The 13,775-nt window shown below is 59.5% G+C and carries 13 protein-coding genes and 3 pseudogenes; 10 read left to right on the top strand and 6 right to left on the bottom strand.

Features of this window, described 5'->3' with window-relative positions:
• Positions 1-97: 97 nt before the first annotated feature.
• From NKJ26_RS28945 to NKJ26_RS28930, 4 genes and pseudogenes are all read right to left on the bottom strand, one after another.
• Positions 98-580, bottom strand: a pseudogene (locus NKJ26_RS28945) (IS630 family transposase); the annotation flags it as partial.
• 116 nt (positions 581-696) lie between these two features.
• Positions 697-1,926, bottom strand: coding sequence for a group II intron reverse transcriptase/maturase (gene ltrA, locus NKJ26_RS28940; RefSeq protein ID WP_352698840.1), 1,230 nt, complete (start codon positions 1,924-1,926; stop codon positions 697-699).
• Positions 1,927-2,463: 537 nt separating this feature from the next.
• Positions 2,464-2,924: pseudogene (locus NKJ26_RS28935) on the bottom strand (helix-turn-helix domain-containing protein); the annotation flags it as partial.
• A gap of 783 nt (positions 2,925-3,707) precedes the next feature.
• Positions 3,708-4,058, bottom strand: a complete 351-nt coding sequence (locus NKJ26_RS28930; RefSeq protein ID WP_352698838.1) for a hypothetical protein — start codon at positions 4,056-4,058, stop codon at positions 3,708-3,710.
• Positions 4,059-5,001: 943 nt separating this feature from the next.
• On the opposite strand from NKJ26_RS28930, the pseudogene NKJ26_RS28925 reads away from it, so the two are divergent.
• The 4 genes and pseudogenes from NKJ26_RS28925 to NKJ26_RS28910 all read left to right on the top strand — a co-directional run bounded on the left by NKJ26_RS28925 (position 5,002) and on the right by NKJ26_RS28910 (position 6,774).
• A pseudogene (locus NKJ26_RS28925) lies at positions 5,002-5,884 on the top strand (DUF1173 family protein).
• On the top strand, positions 5,836-6,033 hold the full coding sequence (locus tag NKJ26_RS28920) for a DUF1173 family protein (protein WP_352698836.1): 198 nt from the start codon (positions 5,836-5,838) through the stop codon (positions 6,031-6,033). Before NKJ26_RS28925 ends, NKJ26_RS28920 begins: the two are co-directional and overlap by 49 nt.
• Entirely contained in the window at positions 5,987-6,235 is a 249-nt protein-coding gene (locus tag NKJ26_RS28915) for a hypothetical protein (protein WP_352698842.1), read from the top strand. Before NKJ26_RS28920 ends, NKJ26_RS28915 begins: the two co-directional genes overlap by 47 nt.
• A gap of 254 nt (positions 6,236-6,489) precedes the next feature.
• Positions 6,490-6,774 carry a hypothetical protein gene (locus NKJ26_RS28910; protein WP_352698834.1) on the top strand — a complete coding sequence of 95 codons (285 nt, stop codon included), beginning with the start codon at positions 6,490-6,492 and terminating at the stop codon, positions 6,772-6,774.
• On the opposite strand, the gene NKJ26_RS28905 is transcribed toward NKJ26_RS28910, so the two are convergent.
• Both NKJ26_RS28905 and NKJ26_RS28900 read right to left on the bottom strand, forming a co-directional pair.
• Positions 6,731-7,330, bottom strand: a complete 600-nt coding sequence (locus tag NKJ26_RS28905; protein WP_352698832.1) for a thermonuclease family protein — start codon at positions 7,328-7,330, stop codon at positions 6,731-6,733. The genes NKJ26_RS28910 and NKJ26_RS28905 overlap by 44 nt on opposite strands.
• On the bottom strand, positions 7,330-7,902 hold the full coding sequence (locus NKJ26_RS28900) for a hypothetical protein (RefSeq protein ID WP_352698830.1): 573 nt from the start codon (positions 7,900-7,902) through the stop codon (positions 7,330-7,332). The genes NKJ26_RS28905 and NKJ26_RS28900 overlap by 1 nt, the downstream gene beginning before the upstream one ends.
• A gap of 56 nt (positions 7,903-7,958) precedes the next feature.
• Here NKJ26_RS28900 and NKJ26_RS28895 point away from each other — a divergent pair, with 56 nt between their 5' ends.
• Genes NKJ26_RS28895 through NKJ26_RS28870 form a run of 6 tightly spaced genes read left to right on the top strand, consistent with a single transcriptional unit; the run spans position 7,959 to position 13,459 of the window.
• Positions 7,959-8,813, top strand: coding sequence for a lytic transglycosylase domain-containing protein (locus tag NKJ26_RS28895; RefSeq protein WP_352698828.1), 855 nt, complete (start codon positions 7,959-7,961; stop codon positions 8,811-8,813).
• A 12-nt stretch (positions 8,814-8,825) separates the two neighbouring features.
• Positions 8,826-9,134, top strand: coding sequence for a TrbC/VirB2 family type IV secretion system protein (locus tag NKJ26_RS28890; RefSeq protein ID WP_352492028.1), 309 nt, complete (start codon positions 8,826-8,828; stop codon positions 9,132-9,134).
• A 5-nt stretch (positions 9,135-9,139) separates the two neighbouring features.
• The gene (locus NKJ26_RS28885; RefSeq protein WP_352698826.1) at positions 9,140-9,448 is read left to right on the top strand and encodes a VirB3 family type IV secretion system protein; all 309 of its coding nucleotides are present in this window, start codon (positions 9,140-9,142) and stop codon (positions 9,446-9,448) included.
• Positions 9,449-9,450: 2 nt separating this feature from the next.
• Positions 9,451-11,862 (top strand): VirB4 family type IV secretion/conjugal transfer ATPase, encoded by a 2,412-nt coding sequence (locus tag NKJ26_RS28880; protein WP_352698824.1) that lies wholly within the window; start codon positions 9,451-9,453, stop codon positions 11,860-11,862.
• 8 nt (positions 11,863-11,870) lie between these two features.
• Positions 11,871-12,734 (top strand): hypothetical protein, encoded by an 864-nt coding sequence (locus NKJ26_RS28875; protein ID WP_352698823.1) that lies wholly within the window; start codon positions 11,871-11,873, stop codon positions 12,732-12,734.
• A gap of 11 nt (positions 12,735-12,745) precedes the next feature.
• On the top strand, positions 12,746-13,459 hold the full coding sequence (locus NKJ26_RS28870) for a type IV secretion system protein (protein WP_352698821.1): 714 nt from the start codon (positions 12,746-12,748) through the stop codon (positions 13,457-13,459).
• Positions 13,460-13,775 lie beyond the last annotated feature (316 nt).

Here is a 13,775-nt window from a genome sequence, read left to right as displayed (position 1 = left end):
ACCGTTCGAATCATCAAAACCTCCAAAATGAGGCTTGAATCACTCAAAGGGCGAAAGTGGAATCCTGATTCTCAACAACCCCTAGAGCACGTCCTGTTTAATCCGGTTCATATCCTGCGGCTTTGAAGTAGTTGGCACATTCGGCTGGGGTGAAGAGGTCGAAGACCGCGCCGACCGCGTCCCACAGAGCCTTGATGGTTCTCTCGGCCTTTGCTCGCAGCAGCGCCTTAAGTTTGGCGAAGGCGTTCTCAATCGGATTGAAGTCGGGACTGTAGGGCGGCAGGTAGAGCAGGCTCGCGCCTGCGGCCTCAATCGCGTCGCGCACGCCGGCGGCCTTGTGGGCGGGAAGGTTGTCCATGACGACTACGTCGCCCTCCGACAATGTCGGGACCAGCACCTGCGCGACATAGGCCAGGAACACGTTGCCGTTCATGGCGCCATCGTAGACGAAGGGCGCAGTCATGCCCGTCAGCCGCAGCGCTCCGGTGAAGGTCGTGGTCTTCCAGTGGCCATGCGGCACGCCGGCCCGGCAGCGCTCGCCGCGCGGCGCTCTTCCACGCAGGCGGGTCATCTTTGTGGAGAGGCCGGGGTGAGTAGGCCGGAGGGATTTCACCTGCCGGCCTCTCGCAGAACGGTGCGTGAACCTCTCGATTCACACCGCTCCCATCAGGTAAACGTGTTCGTTCCGAACGCCTTCTAATGCACGAACAGTCCCGGACTTTCCTTCGCCAGCTTTCGCAAGAAAAGACTGGCGCGTGTCCTATGGGACTGAAAGCGCTTGAACTTGCGCCTGACCCAAGCCCTGAGTTTCTGATTAACGTAATCAGCCAGAGTGGACAGGGCTGAACGACTGTACCGTCCATAGTAGGCAATCCATCCCCGGAGGAGCGGATTGAGCTGTTGGGCGATTTCAGCCAGCGTCCCCGGCGTCTGCCGCAGGATGTTCAAGCTTTTGATCGTTGCCCGCATCGATTTGAGCGCCGTCGGACTAACCGCAGCCGTGTAACCACAGAAGAACTCGTCCCGCTGTGTGTTCGCCACCCGTCGCGGCCTGAACTGATACCCGAGAAAGTCAAACGTGACATTCGGATACGCCTCTCTGCGCCGTTGATCCTTGCAGTAGACAATCTTGGTCTTTGTCGGATGCATTTGAAGTCCGCACGCTGCCAGCCGAGAACTCAGCTCCGCCTTGAGGGCTTCGGCTTGTTGCTCGCTCCGGCAATGCACGAGACCATCGTCGGCATATCGACACCATGGAAGTTCGGGATGCGTCCTCGTCATCCAGAGATCAAATGCATAGTGCAGGAAAAGATTCGACAAAATCGGGCTAACCACGCCCCCTTGCGGGGTGCCGCGTGTGCGCTCCATGACTTCTCCGTTCTTTTCCATCGCCGCTGTCAACCACCTTTCGATGTAGAGCAGAGCCCACTTGCACTTCACGTCCTTTCTGACCGCCTTCAGCAGGAGATCGTGCGGAAGATTGTCAAACAGCCCTTTGATGTCGAATTCCAAAACCCAATCATACTTCCAGCACCGCTGACGCGTCACGCCGACGGCATCCAGAGCCGATTTTCCCGGTCTGTAACCGTAGGAGTCCGGAAGAAAGAGGGAGTCCAGATCCGGCTCAATCATCTGCTTGATCACCATCTGCGCGATTCGATCGCTGACGGTGGGCACACCCAAAACCCTTTCGCCCCCAGTCTTTTTCGGAATGGAGACGGCACGCACGGGCGGCGGAAAGTAAGTCCCCGAAGACATCCGATTCCAGATCTTGTAGAGATTGCTCGCAAGGTCTTTCTCAAACATCTCCAGAGTCTTCCCGTCCACCCCGGCTGCGCCATGGTTGGCTTTGACCGCTTTGTATGCTTCGTACACTTGACGTTTCTCAACTCGAAACGGCTTGTTTGTCGTATCTATCGAAGTCATCCTGTTTCCAGTTGTTCCAAACAATACGACCACCTGATCCGACCCCTTTGCTCCGACCCCATTACAGGGCCCTCAACGCTCATACGGATCGGTCCGCCCCAGTCTCCTGCATCGGTACTCTCGCCTTGCGGTTTGCTCCGCTTGAGCTTCTCCCTTTGCATCAGGAGCCTGGTTCCTGCAGTTCCGCGTGAAAGCCTATGTCCAACTCACGCCCCCTCTACGCCGGTCGCCGCCCGCCCGGTCATCAGGCACCCGGCGGACTTGTCCCAGGATGATGAGACGATCCTGGTTTCGACGACACTTAAGTTCATAACGACGCGTCTTCGGAGGGTTCACTTTCGTTCGTCTTTCGGACATGCACCTGCTCGGATCTCGTCCGAACGTTTCATCCGACGCTCACCACCACGGCTCTTTACCGCAGCAGCTCGGACTGGTTTGAGACCCGCTCCTGAAAGCCGATCCCGGAGGGCCGTCCTCCATCATTCACGCAGCTTCACGTTACGGGTTAGTTCATACTGAACTCCTTCCGTGCCTCTGCAGCACACTCTCATCGATGAACACGAGCTTCGCCGGATCGAGATCGAGCTGGCCATCGAACCAGTCCCGGCGCCGCTTCAGGACATCGGGGCGATCCTGCTCCAGTGCGTGCGCGGACTTTTTTTGAATGTCCAGCCATGGCCGCGAAGCCAGGCGCTCAAGGCGCTGCGGCTGATCCGCATCGACTGCTCGGCGACGAGCCGCTCCACCATCTCGTTCAGCGTGATGTCCTTGCGCTCCTCGATCAGCCCGACGATGAAGGTTTCATGCGCATCGAGGCCGGAGGCGCGCCGGCGGCCCTGCGGGCGTGGCGCCAGTTCGCCGATCTTCGCCCGCGCAATCCAGCGGATCGCGCTGGACACTCCCACGCCGAACCGCGCCGCCGCTTGCCGCGCCGACATGCCCTCGTCCGAAGCCTTCAAGACCCGCGACCGAAGATCCCCGCTCAATGCTCTTCCCATCGTCCACCTCCATCGAGGTGGATGTTGAATCAGCACAAAACGCAGCCGTCACATCACAATCGATTCATCGATCACAGGACGTGCTCTAGCGATACCAAATCTCGCCGAACAGCTTGCGGCTCGGCACGCGCATGACCATCGGTTCGTCGAGGTATCCGACGAGCCCTCGGAACGGTCGAAGCGCTTCTTGTGCAATTCGTGGTCGCGTTTGTCCCTCCCAGGGACGAACAGACGGCGGTCGTTGAGGTGTCGGTGCGATCTCGCCATCTGTCGCAGAGCATCGTGCGCAGAGTTAGAACCGCCATCGTCTTTTCAAATTCGGCAAGGAAGACGTTGTCGCGCTTCTGAAAGACCCGCACGGATTGACGGCAGAGGAGTTGCGAAGTCTGGTTGGGCGGGCGTTGGCCGCCCTCGACACCAGCAAGAATGCGGATGAAGCTTCGCTCAGTGATGGCGGGACGGCCGATCTTGCATCGACTTTGACAGCAACGGCTGGATGGCTCTGCTCGGCGAAGTCGCCCTAACGACGCTGCAGACCATGCCAAACGGTTTGCAGGTGTCCTTTGCCGGACTGCTCGCCGACGGGAAGACGGTTCCGGAGGGCGCGCCCATCAGTTGGACGAAAATGCGATCCGCAAGCGTCTGGCGCACATCATCGACATGGAGCGAAGACAACGCGCTTTGCACGCTATAAGATGGCCGAATTCAGGGCGTGGCGGAGGCGACATTCTAAAGGGAATGCCTGATATGCATAAAGACCGTTCCGCCGAGGCGGCCATGGCTTCAATGAACGCAAGTTTGACGGTAGCGACTCAGCAATCGAACCGTGATGTCAATGACCTTCTGAGCTTCCTCCCATTTAGGAAGATCTCGTTCGCCAACACGCGTAGCGATCGCGGCCAGTATCCAACCTACGCAGCTGATGTCTTCGGCGGCCTTCAGTTCCTGATGCTGCAGGATGCAAGCTTCAATGGCCGGTCGCGGCAGAGACCCGGGCGGAGTACGCTCAGCGATTAGCTTGAGACCGGCGTCATAGGCGACGCAAATTCTGATTCTATCGCCCATTTCCGATTGCATCACCACATTCGCCCAAAGGGCCAGCTCCGTGAAAAGATCGGTTACTTCATCCCTCATTAAACACTGCCGCTGTTTTCTTCACGAAAGAATTCCACGGTCAAGGTCCAGATAGCGCGTGGCCGGGACAATGAGCGAGGTATTGTCAGGTTTGTTATAGGCGAACCATAACCAGAGTGTTTTAAGCTTGCTGAGAACTCGTCAGGACGCTCAGTTTGCTCGGCAGGGCCTCCGTCTAGACATAGCTGGCAGACATACGCATGCGGTTTCGTCACGACCAAGACCACCGATGATTTGTGGCAGCGATCACAGGCAAGAGCCCGGCGTGCAGTAGGCCAAACGTCATTTTCTGTCTTTAAAACACGGAGCCGCATGGTTTGGGAGCCGTCATCTTGCTGCAGCCAGCGGAGGGGCGCTGGGCTGGTACAGTGGTCTCGGGTTCAAAGCGGAGGTATGAGAAAGCGAAGCTCTCCCGGCTCACTGCGCCAGCAATCGTATCGGCACTCACAGGGGCATCCCAGGCTGATTGTGGCCCGTAGCGAGAAAACTCGATCGGGCGGGTTTGGCTGATTAACTCGCATTCTGGCCGCCGAATTCAAGAATAGTGTTGCCCTTAAGAAAACTCTTCCCGCTTGAGTTGCACGTATGCAACAGTCACTACCGACCTGGAGGAGGCGAGAATCCGAAACTTGCCGGCGCCGCAGACGCCCCCTTATTTGAAATCGCGTCTTGGCCTGCGACCTGGATGCGTCGCGCGCATATGCCAGTGTGATGGTACAGGCGAAGGGCAGATGATAAAGCAATCGGCAAGTCCGACGGTTACATCACCGCCACGCCGCTGCTCGCCCGTTCGTGGTCGCCACGCGAGACATGAGCCCAGTCGAGTCTGGTTGGTCAGCCCAATCAATCAACTAGGAGCGTCGTTGAACCCAATGGGTTGAATGAAACATCGATTCAATGATTTAATCATAAGGCGCACGATCTAAAGTCGGATGGCATCCTTATGAGTGATTTTGCTATTCTGGGTCGCACGGTTGGCCCCCAGCACCCGGAAATTCAGACGCTCTTGCGTCAGGCGCGGGATCAGCAGGCTCGCGTCTTGTGTTTGTGTCGGCATCCCGGAGTGCCGATGTACATCGCCGCCGTCGGCGAGGAATTGATTATCAAGCGCATGCCTAACACCGGCAAGGACCATGCGGTAGACTGTGATCGCTATGAACTGCCCCTTGCACTGTCGGGAAAGGCGGAGATCCTAGGTCAAGCAATCGTCGAGGATCCTGCATCGGAGGCGGCGCGGCTGAAGCTGGCCTTCGCACTGACACAAGGCAAGGCGCGACAGGGATCATCCGGCGAGGGGACTTCCCACCACACTGTCAAAGCCGATCCGAGGAAGCTCACCCTGCGGCTTGCTCGACTATCTCTGGGAAGAGGCGGAGCTGACATTAATGGCACCCGGCTTCGTGGGAAAAAGAAATTGGGGGTTGGTCCGGAAATTTCTTTGGGGCGCGGCCGATGCGAAGTCGAGCCAGAAGTTCCAGTTGCGCGAGCTGCTGTTTATGCCGGCAATGTACTCCCTTGAGCACAAGGATCGCCTGGCAGCGGATCGGGAGCGGGCTTTCGCGGCAGCAGCCAAGGCGAAGCACAAGAAGATCGTGATCGGCATTGTGAAATCGCTCGACCCCGCCCGGTTTGGCGGCAAGCTGTCGATCAAGCATATGCCCGACGCGCCGCTCTTCCTGGATGAGAAAATGTTCAAAACAGTGCCGAAGCGCTTTGCTGCGGAATTCGACCTGTGGCGACTGCACGAAAATTCGCACCTGATCACCATCGCAACGTCATGCAGATGCCGTCCGGCATTCTGGCGATCGACGAAATCGGCTTTATGAACGTGACGGAGAATTGGATTCCGTTTCAGCACAACGACGAAAAGGAATTGATCGAAGTCCTGACCGGGGAGCATCGGCGATTTGTGAAAACGTTGCGACAACGTGCTGCCGGCGGTGCCGACGGCGTTCGGCCTTCTGACCGACGTTGATCAACAGGGAACCGCGCTTTTTGTCGTACCGCACGATGCCAAGGAGGCGGTACGGGCGGAATTCGACCATCTGATTTCAAGCTGCGAGCTCGAGACCTGGCGCTGGGACGCAAGCGGCCCCCGACCGGCGCTACCGGGCAAACAGCAGCGGCTTTCGCCTCCGCCCGGCAGGCAACCTTTGGAATATCGACCGAACAACTGAAAAGCCGAAGCGCGTGCGAGGCTGCCGCTGTAATTGGACCAAGCCAGGAAATAAAACTCGTGAACAACAAGCGAAAGACCTGACGGCAATGATTCGATGCGGTTGGCGAGGGTCCGTGAGCGCGACGAAGCGCGGGCGACGGCTGGCGCACCCGTAGGGCAGGCTTCGCCTGAGCTTGCGTCTGGCGCCGGCATTTGCGCTGGAAGCGATCGTTGATCGGGGCCGTGACCAGGGAGTGCGAAAAGGAGAATGCGATGCTGAAGAAATTCGACATGGATCCGGGAACGGGCATCGTCATCGCAACAGTCCTGATTTTGGTGCTGTCCGGCGCCCGGCTTTTGAATCAGTGGGACAGTCTATCGTTTTGGCGAGAGCCGGGGCTGGTCGCGGCTATTGTTCTCGGATTGATTTCGGCGATTGCGCTTGCCGTCGCGTTCGCGGTCCGGCGATGGCCTCAGCAGAATGTACAGTATGATCCAACGCGCCGGGGACCGGTTATCGATTTGCCGGCGGATTCGAAGACTGACCAGCCTGGTTAGATGCGTTTCGGATATCGCGGAGGATGATGGCATTCGGATCGGGCACGTCGGCAAACTGCCACAGGCCAAGGTGCTGCTTTTTAGCGACCTCCTGCGCGACGATATAGGGAGCATGGACCGGAGTGCCGTTCGGAGTGACGGCCGCGAACGCCCAGCCGGTCGAGATCAGCGCTGTGCCGAGATCGATGCGAGAACCGGCTGCGGATCCTGAGGTAGGCTGTGCAACGCAAACGACGAAGCGCGTTTTGGTCGCGGCCTGCCAGGCGACCGTGTAGCACTGAGTTTGGAGATCCCGGATAAGAGAGACGAGCATGGCAAGGCTTGCCTCGCCGCAATCGACACGCCCCCCTGCTCCATTGGTGAAATATGTCCCTCGCAGGCAGGCTTGAACGCCGTAGAGACGGTGGGTCTCACCGGCATAGGTCCAGGTGTCGCCGGTGCTGAACGATGCTGCGGCGGGGATCGGAAACCAGGGATTGGATTTGTCCTCGGCCAGTGCCGGAACACTGGCGAGGACGGCCGCGAGAATGCCGGCGGCGGCGAAGCCAGGTTTCATTATCGATACCTGCTCAGATTGAACCAGAACCGTTGTTTGCCGTCGGTCGTCGTGAGATCGAGATAGTTTGGCTCCGTCCTCTGCTCGCGCCGCGTCACGGCCGATGTTGGACGCGCACCGTAACCCGAACCTCTCGGGTTCGTGCCCCAAGAGGCATTCGTTGCATTCCGCGCAGCACAGAAAGCGCCGTTACTGTCTGGCTTGTAGACAGTTTGTGAGCGAGAGCTGTTGTCGCTTCCGCTCGATTCCGTCTCGGGCGAGACGGCGATCGTGCCGTCCGGGCAGGGTGTGAATTTCTCATATCCGATACGACCGGAACTGCCGGCCTCGGGGCACTGGGGCCAGGGCTCCCCATGCGCGACCATACGGAAAGCGCGCTCGACCGGAGGCACACATTCCCCGACGCTCGCCCAACCCTGCGGGTTGAGGATGCACAGCAAAACCTTGCAGCCAAAATCATCAGCACGGGCCGGCGCCGCCGACAGAACCGACAAGGTCGGCAAAAACGCCACAACGGAAAGAACCCTGCTCATTTTCATTGCGTCAGCCTCATTTTCGCGATTGCGGTTCATCGAGTCATTGTATTAATTCAGCATTCCAGAATCGGCAACAGCGCAGGATTATTTTAATGATTCGATCCCGCAAAACGGTACTTGCAGCGGGTGCGATCCTGGTGACGTGCCAAGCGGCGTCTGCTCAGGAAGCTTCGCAAAGATTCCAGGACCGCGTTACGGCTCCCGCCACCAGCGTTAATGCTGCCGTCGACGTGAATGGCCGGGTGATGCCGGCCTACCAGGTTGAGAGCCAGGGCGTGCAGCGGATCGGTACGGCGGGAAGCGCTGACAGCGCGGCCGCTACGGTGACATCGACCAAGGCTGACAACCCCTGCCCCGGCGTCGCTGCCCTGTCGAACGAAGAAGGACAGCGCATCGTCGAAGCGGTCGCGCGCCAGCAAGGCTTTGCCCCGCCCCTCGTCCTCGCGGTTGCCCGGGCCGAAAGCCGCTTCAATTCCGGCGCGCTATCGCCCAAAGGAGCCTATGGCCTGATGCAGCTTCTGCCGTCCACGGCGGTAAGCTACGGGGTCGATATCTGCGATCCCGCGGATAATGTGAAAGGTGGAATCGGCTTTTTGCGGGATCTGCATCGCAAATTTCCGAACCCGATATACATGCTCGCCGCCTACAATGCGGGCGAGGTCGCGGTTCTCAAATATAAGGGCGTCCCGCCCTACTCCGAGACGGTTGGCTACGTCGCCAACGTCATCAACGATTTCCACCAATGGCCATCGGTCGGGTCTGAGGCAGTGATGCCCGTAGGGGCGGTAAGTCTTGACCTCGCCGGCGTTCAACAGGCTGCGGCCGGCGCAGCTGATCAACGAAATGATCCGACATCCCGCACCATCTCCCGCAATGGCAGCACAATGTCGTCTCGCGAAGCGACGGCGCCGGTCTGGCAGGGCGGGATGGTACAAAACTTTGACTGAGGAGAAGCTTTGATGACCTTGTGGAAGATGATTGCTGCACGCAGCGCTGGTGTGGCGATGCCGCTCATGCTCTTGGCAACGCAGGCGATGGCCGGGGGCGGAAATCTCCAGCCGGTGCAAAGCACGCTGCAGACGTTGGTGCAGACCCTGACCGGGCCGATCGCGACGGCTTTGGCGGTTCTGTTCTGCATTTTCATGGGCTTCATGGCCTGGGCGGCGCGCCTGTCGTGGTTTGTGGCCGGAAGCTGGGTCTTGGGTATCGTGCTGGTCTTCGGCTCGGCTCAGATCGTCGAATTCTTTCAATCCGCGGTCGGCAGGTGATCGGCATGGCAGACGACCGGATCGATCCTGGCGAGCCCAAATTGTTGATCACTCCGCTGGTCAAGGGCTTGACCCGAGCGCCGACGGTGCTCGGCATTCCCTATGAGCTTGCGGGGTTCATCGGCGTGCTGACGGCGGTCGTGTTCCTCGCAACCCATAATCTGGTCATGCTCTGTATCTGCGTGCCGCTCTATGCTGTTGCCAGGATCGCGATCATGCGCGATCCCATGTTCATCGACATCATGTTCATCCGTTCGCGAAAGACGCCGCCCCGAAGCGCCAGCTTCTGGGGTGCGCGCAGTTATCGGGTGTGACCATGGCAATCGCGCGGGCTCTTCGTGATGAACTGAGTTTCGGGGCCGTGTCTCGTCGGGAGAATCCGGTTTCGGCCCATATACCCTATTCGCGGCATGTGTCCGACGAGGTGATCAAGACGCAGGACGGCATGTTGATGTCCTTCGTTCACATGAGCGGACTGTGCTTCGAGACGATCGATATCGCCGAGATCAATTCGCGCCTGCTCGGCCGCAACGATCTCATTCGGGGGTTGGCGAATTCCCGCTATGCGATCTACTCGCATATCGTGCGCCGCGAGGTGAAGCCCGCGATCGAGTCGAGCTTCGAAAGCAAGTTCTGCCAAGAGCTGGACCAGCGCTATACGGCGGCCCTGCGCACCCAGCGCATGTTTGTGAACGATATCTACCTGACCATCGTCCGGCGCGAGCTGCAAGGCACGGTCGGGACGGCGGATCTCGTGATCCGCAAGCTTTTGGGACGAAGGGCTGCGGACGGTCGATCTTCGAGCGAGGAGCGGGCGCTGATCGAACTCACGGACGTGATGAAAGCCGTCCGAGAGAGCTTGCAGGCGTATGGCGCGCGGGTTCTCAGCGTCGTCAAGCGCAGTGACGTTTGGCATTCCGAGCCGCTGGAATTCCTGGTGCAGCTCGTCAATGGCGGATTTCCACGGCCGATGGCACTGCCGCGCATGAAACTCGCGGAGGCGCTAGCGACGAAGCGGCTGTTCTTCGGCCCGAATGCGCTGGAAATTCGCGGGGCGTCCCCTGGCGAAACGCGATACGGCGCCATAATTTCGGTAGGCGAGTACCCGTCCATTACGGGACCGGGGATGCTCAACCCCATGCTGAAGGTGCCGCACGAATTCATCGTGACGCAATCCTTCGCCATCATCGACAAGCCGCAGGCGCTGACCCAGATGGAGCGGGTCGGGCGCAAGATCGACATGTCGGATGAAGCCGGCTCGATCGTGGCCGATCAACTCGGTGAAGCGCGCGATGAGCTTCTGTCCTCGGAAGCGCTCTATGGCTTGCATCATCTGACGGTGCTGTGCCTCGGGAAAACCATGGACGACGTGGCGCGCTGCGTGACCGATGTCGGCACGGCGCTGACGGAGGTATCCGCCCTGTGGGTTCGCGAGGACCTGAATTGTGAACCTGCGTTCTGGGCCACCCTGCCCGGCAATTTCGCCTATGTGGCGCGCAAGTCGATGATCTCATCGAAGAACATGGCGGGCTTTTCGGCCTTCCATAACTATCCGAGCGGCCGGACCGGCGGGGTGCATTGGGGAACGCCGATAAGCGTCCTCGAGACGACGTCGCAAACGGCCTACTTCTTCAACTTCCATGTTCGAGACCTCGGCAACTTCACTCTGAACGGTCCCTCGGGCTCGGGCAAGACGGTGCTGCTCGGCTTTCTCGCGGCACAGGCGCAGCGCATCACGCCGCGCCCCAAGCTGGTGATGATCGACAAGGACCGTGGCCTGGATATCTTCGTGCGGTCGCTTAGCGGCCGCTATGAGGTTTTGAAGGCCGGGGAGCCTTCCGGCTTCAATCCGTTGCGCCTGCCCGATACGCCGCGCAACCGGGAATTTCTCTTCCAGCTTTTCAGCTTCATGCTGCGTCGATCCGACGGACACGCTCACTCGACGCGCGAGGAGCAAGTCATCCGCAACGCGGTCGCTCAGGTGGCGAGCGCGCCGACCGAAGGTCGAACCATGGAGGAGTTCGCCGAGCTGTTGCGCGGTGCGATGCGCGCCGGCGATGACGATCTCTATTCGCGCTTGCAGCCATGGCTGAGGCCCGATCAGCGCGGTTGGTTGTTCAACAACGCGGAAGACTCGTTTTCGATGTCGTCCATTTTCGGCTTCGACATGACGAGCGTGTTGAGCGACGCAACGACCAGCACGGCAGCCTTGCTCTATATCTTCCATCGCATCGAGGAGCTGCTTGACGGGCAACCGGTCATGATCTTCCTCGATGAGGGCTGGAAGCTGCTGGACAATGATATTTTCAGCTACTTCATCAAGGACAAGCTGAAAACCATTCGTAAGCTGAATGGCATCGTTGGCTTCGGCACGCAGTCAGCGGCGGACATTGTGAAGTCATCGATCGCCAACACGCTGATCGAACAGACGCCGACCAATATTTTTTTCCCCAACCCGAAGGCAGACGAGGAATCGCACAGGGCGTTCGGGCTGTCGGAGCGCGAGATCAAATGGATCCGCGAAACCCCGCCTGAAGCCCGCAAATTCCTGATCAAGCATGACCAGGACAGCGTCATTGCGCGCCTCAATCTGGGCGCGATGCCTGACGCGATCAAGATCCTCTCCGGTCGAATTGAGACGGTTCAGGAGCTCGACGCGCTGCGCGCGCGCGTCGGCGACGATCCGCAGGTTTGGTTGCCAATCTTTCTTGGGAGGGACCCGGAATGAAAACCATTATGGGCGCGATGGCCGCCCTTGTGACGATTTTCGCGGGATCGACGGCGATGGCGGCCGTGCCGGTTTCTGACAGCCCTATTCTGTCGCAGCGGAGCGAGGACAAGGCCGACAAGGTTCAGATCAAGCTCGTCCAGGAGGACACGAAGTCCGCCACGCAGGGCGTCAATTGCGCGGTGACGACGCCCAAAAAGGCGCAGAACGTGAAGACCCCGAAGGCTTCGGTCGATCCGGCGAGTGGCCGGGCGTCCTTGGAACAGGCCAATCCGGACATCAAGGGCTCTTCGGCGTTCGCCTCGACCGGGTCGGGATCGGGCGCTGTCGGCGGCAATGCCGGCGAAAGGGGCCAGTTGGATATCACCGGTCAGGTTCTCGGGGGCATGAATGGCAGCATGTCAACGGTGGCCCCCAATAAGCAGTCCTTCGAGACCATGGGGCAGGATATCGGGACTGACAAAACGGTCATGGAAGCCTTCGACCGCAACAGCGCAATCCGCGCCCAAGGCGGGCTGACCTTCAACGAGGTGATCCAGGCGACAGGGTTCTTTGCCCAAGCTTTCAACGTGCGAAACATCGGCACTGCCACACTGACAAGTCGGGGATCCTCCGGCCTGGCGGTGCCCACTCCCGCGTCCCCGCCGCCTGGCTCGGGTGGCTCGACAAGCTGTCCCGGGGCTATGAGCGGCACGGCCGGCAACCCGTGCTGCCCGTCGACGGACGGCGCATGCACGGCGCCGCGCACGACCGACACGGTTGAAAACGTCTCGCCCGTGCTTTCGCAAATCCAAAGGGACGCGAAGCGCGCTCCCGTGACAATGACGACCGACGAACTGATGTCGGCGGTCAAGCAATATCAGGCTCAATAGGAGAAAGCGCTATGCGTGGAATTCCGTTAACAGCGGCACTCTTGCTTGGCTTGGGCGGCCTCGCCTTTGCGCAGGTGCCTACGATCGACGAGGCTAATCTGGAACAGGCTCGGCAGATTGCATCGGCCACGAGCGAGATCCTCAGCACCGACCGCAACATCATGAACTATACGCAAAAGACGCTGCAGGCCGTCACGGGCGACCGGTCGAGCCAGGCCGGCCAGCTCGCGCAGATGGCCTTGGGCAATGGCGGCTTCTCCATGGGGGACGCGCCTTCGCTTGGTAGCGTGATCTCGGGCGGCTCGTTGTCGTTCGCCGGCCTCGGCAATGGATCGCAGGGCATCGTTTCGAACATGATCAATGGCTTGCAGCTGGTGAAAACCATTTCGGGCCTGATCAATGGCCAGACGACGCAGATGGATAAGAACTACAGCGCCCTGGTGAACGTCGCGGCCACGGTCACCGGACTGGTGGACTCCTCGCAAAATGGGGTGAAGACCCGTTCCAGCGCTTTTCAGTCGGGCGCTCAACGGATCGGCACGGCGCAGGACATCAAGGGCTCGATCGATCAGAACAGCCAGATCATGGTGCAAACGGGTCTGACCGTGAACGAACTGATCGGCGCGGTGAACACAGCTACGGCGGCCGCCAACCAGGAAAACATCGATCGTATGAACCTGATCACCCAGGCCTCACGGGGGCTCGAATACAAATCCGGCCAATGACGGTGCGCTTTCTTCTATCAGCGGCCGCCATCATTGGCGCTGTCGCCACCTCCGGGTGCGGCCACAAGCCGCTCAAGGCTCCATGCTCGCGCGACGAGGGACCGATGCAGCCGATGGCGTTCGCAGCGCCCGAACCGAGAACAGAAGCGAAGAAGCCATTCGAGTGCGGTCCGATGAAGGCACTCAATAGCGATCCATCTCTGTTTCCAGGCGGGACGGCGAAAAAATGAACTTCAATATCACGACGCTTCTGCAACAGGTCGATCAGTTCGGCAATAACTATGTATCGCAAGCCTACCAGAACCTCGCGTCGGCC

Origin of the sequence: Mesorhizobium sp. M0152 (genome assembly GCF_040322415.1) — a bacterium.
Taxonomy (GTDB): Bacteria; Pseudomonadota; Alphaproteobacteria; order Rhizobiales; family Rhizobiaceae; genus Mesorhizobium.
The sequence above is the reverse complement of the archived record's forward strand: the minus strand, read 5'-3'. Positions and strand labels throughout refer to the sequence as shown.

Excerpts from the sequence above, each read along its gene's own strand:
- ltrA (WP_352698840.1), bottom strand. The coding sequence starts at position 1,926 with ATGACTTCGATAGATACGACAAACAAGCCGTTTCGAGTTGAGAAACGT.
- NKJ26_RS28930 (WP_352698838.1), bottom strand. The coding sequence starts at position 4,058 with ATGAGGGATGAAGTAACCGATCTTTTCACGGAGCTGGCCCTTTGGGCG.
- NKJ26_RS28920 (WP_352698836.1), top strand. The coding sequence starts at position 5,836 with ATGCAGATGCCGTCCGGCATTCTGGCGATCGACGAAATCGGCTTTATG.
- NKJ26_RS28910 (WP_352698834.1), top strand. The coding sequence starts at position 6,490 with ATGCTGAAGAAATTCGACATGGATCCGGGAACGGGCATCGTCATCGCA.
- NKJ26_RS28905 (WP_352698832.1), bottom strand. The coding sequence starts at position 7,330 with ATGAAACCTGGCTTCGCCGCCGCCGGCATTCTCGCGGCCGTCCTCGCC.
- NKJ26_RS28900 (WP_352698830.1), bottom strand. The coding sequence starts at position 7,902 with ATGAACCGCAATCGCGAAAATGAGGCTGACGCAATGAAAATGAGCAGG.
- NKJ26_RS28895 (WP_352698828.1), top strand. The coding sequence starts at position 7,959 with ATGATTCGATCCCGCAAAACGGTACTTGCAGCGGGTGCGATCCTGGTG.
- NKJ26_RS28890 (WP_352492028.1), top strand. The coding sequence starts at position 8,826 with ATGACCTTGTGGAAGATGATTGCTGCACGCAGCGCTGGTGTGGCGATG.
- NKJ26_RS28885 (WP_352698826.1), top strand. The coding sequence starts at position 9,140 with ATGGCAGACGACCGGATCGATCCTGGCGAGCCCAAATTGTTGATCACT.
- NKJ26_RS28880 (WP_352698824.1), top strand. The coding sequence starts at position 9,451 with ATGGCAATCGCGCGGGCTCTTCGTGATGAACTGAGTTTCGGGGCCGTG.
- NKJ26_RS28875 (WP_352698823.1), top strand. The coding sequence starts at position 11,871 with ATGGGCGCGATGGCCGCCCTTGTGACGATTTTCGCGGGATCGACGGCG.
- NKJ26_RS28870 (WP_352698821.1), top strand. The coding sequence starts at position 12,746 with ATGCGTGGAATTCCGTTAACAGCGGCACTCTTGCTTGGCTTGGGCGGC.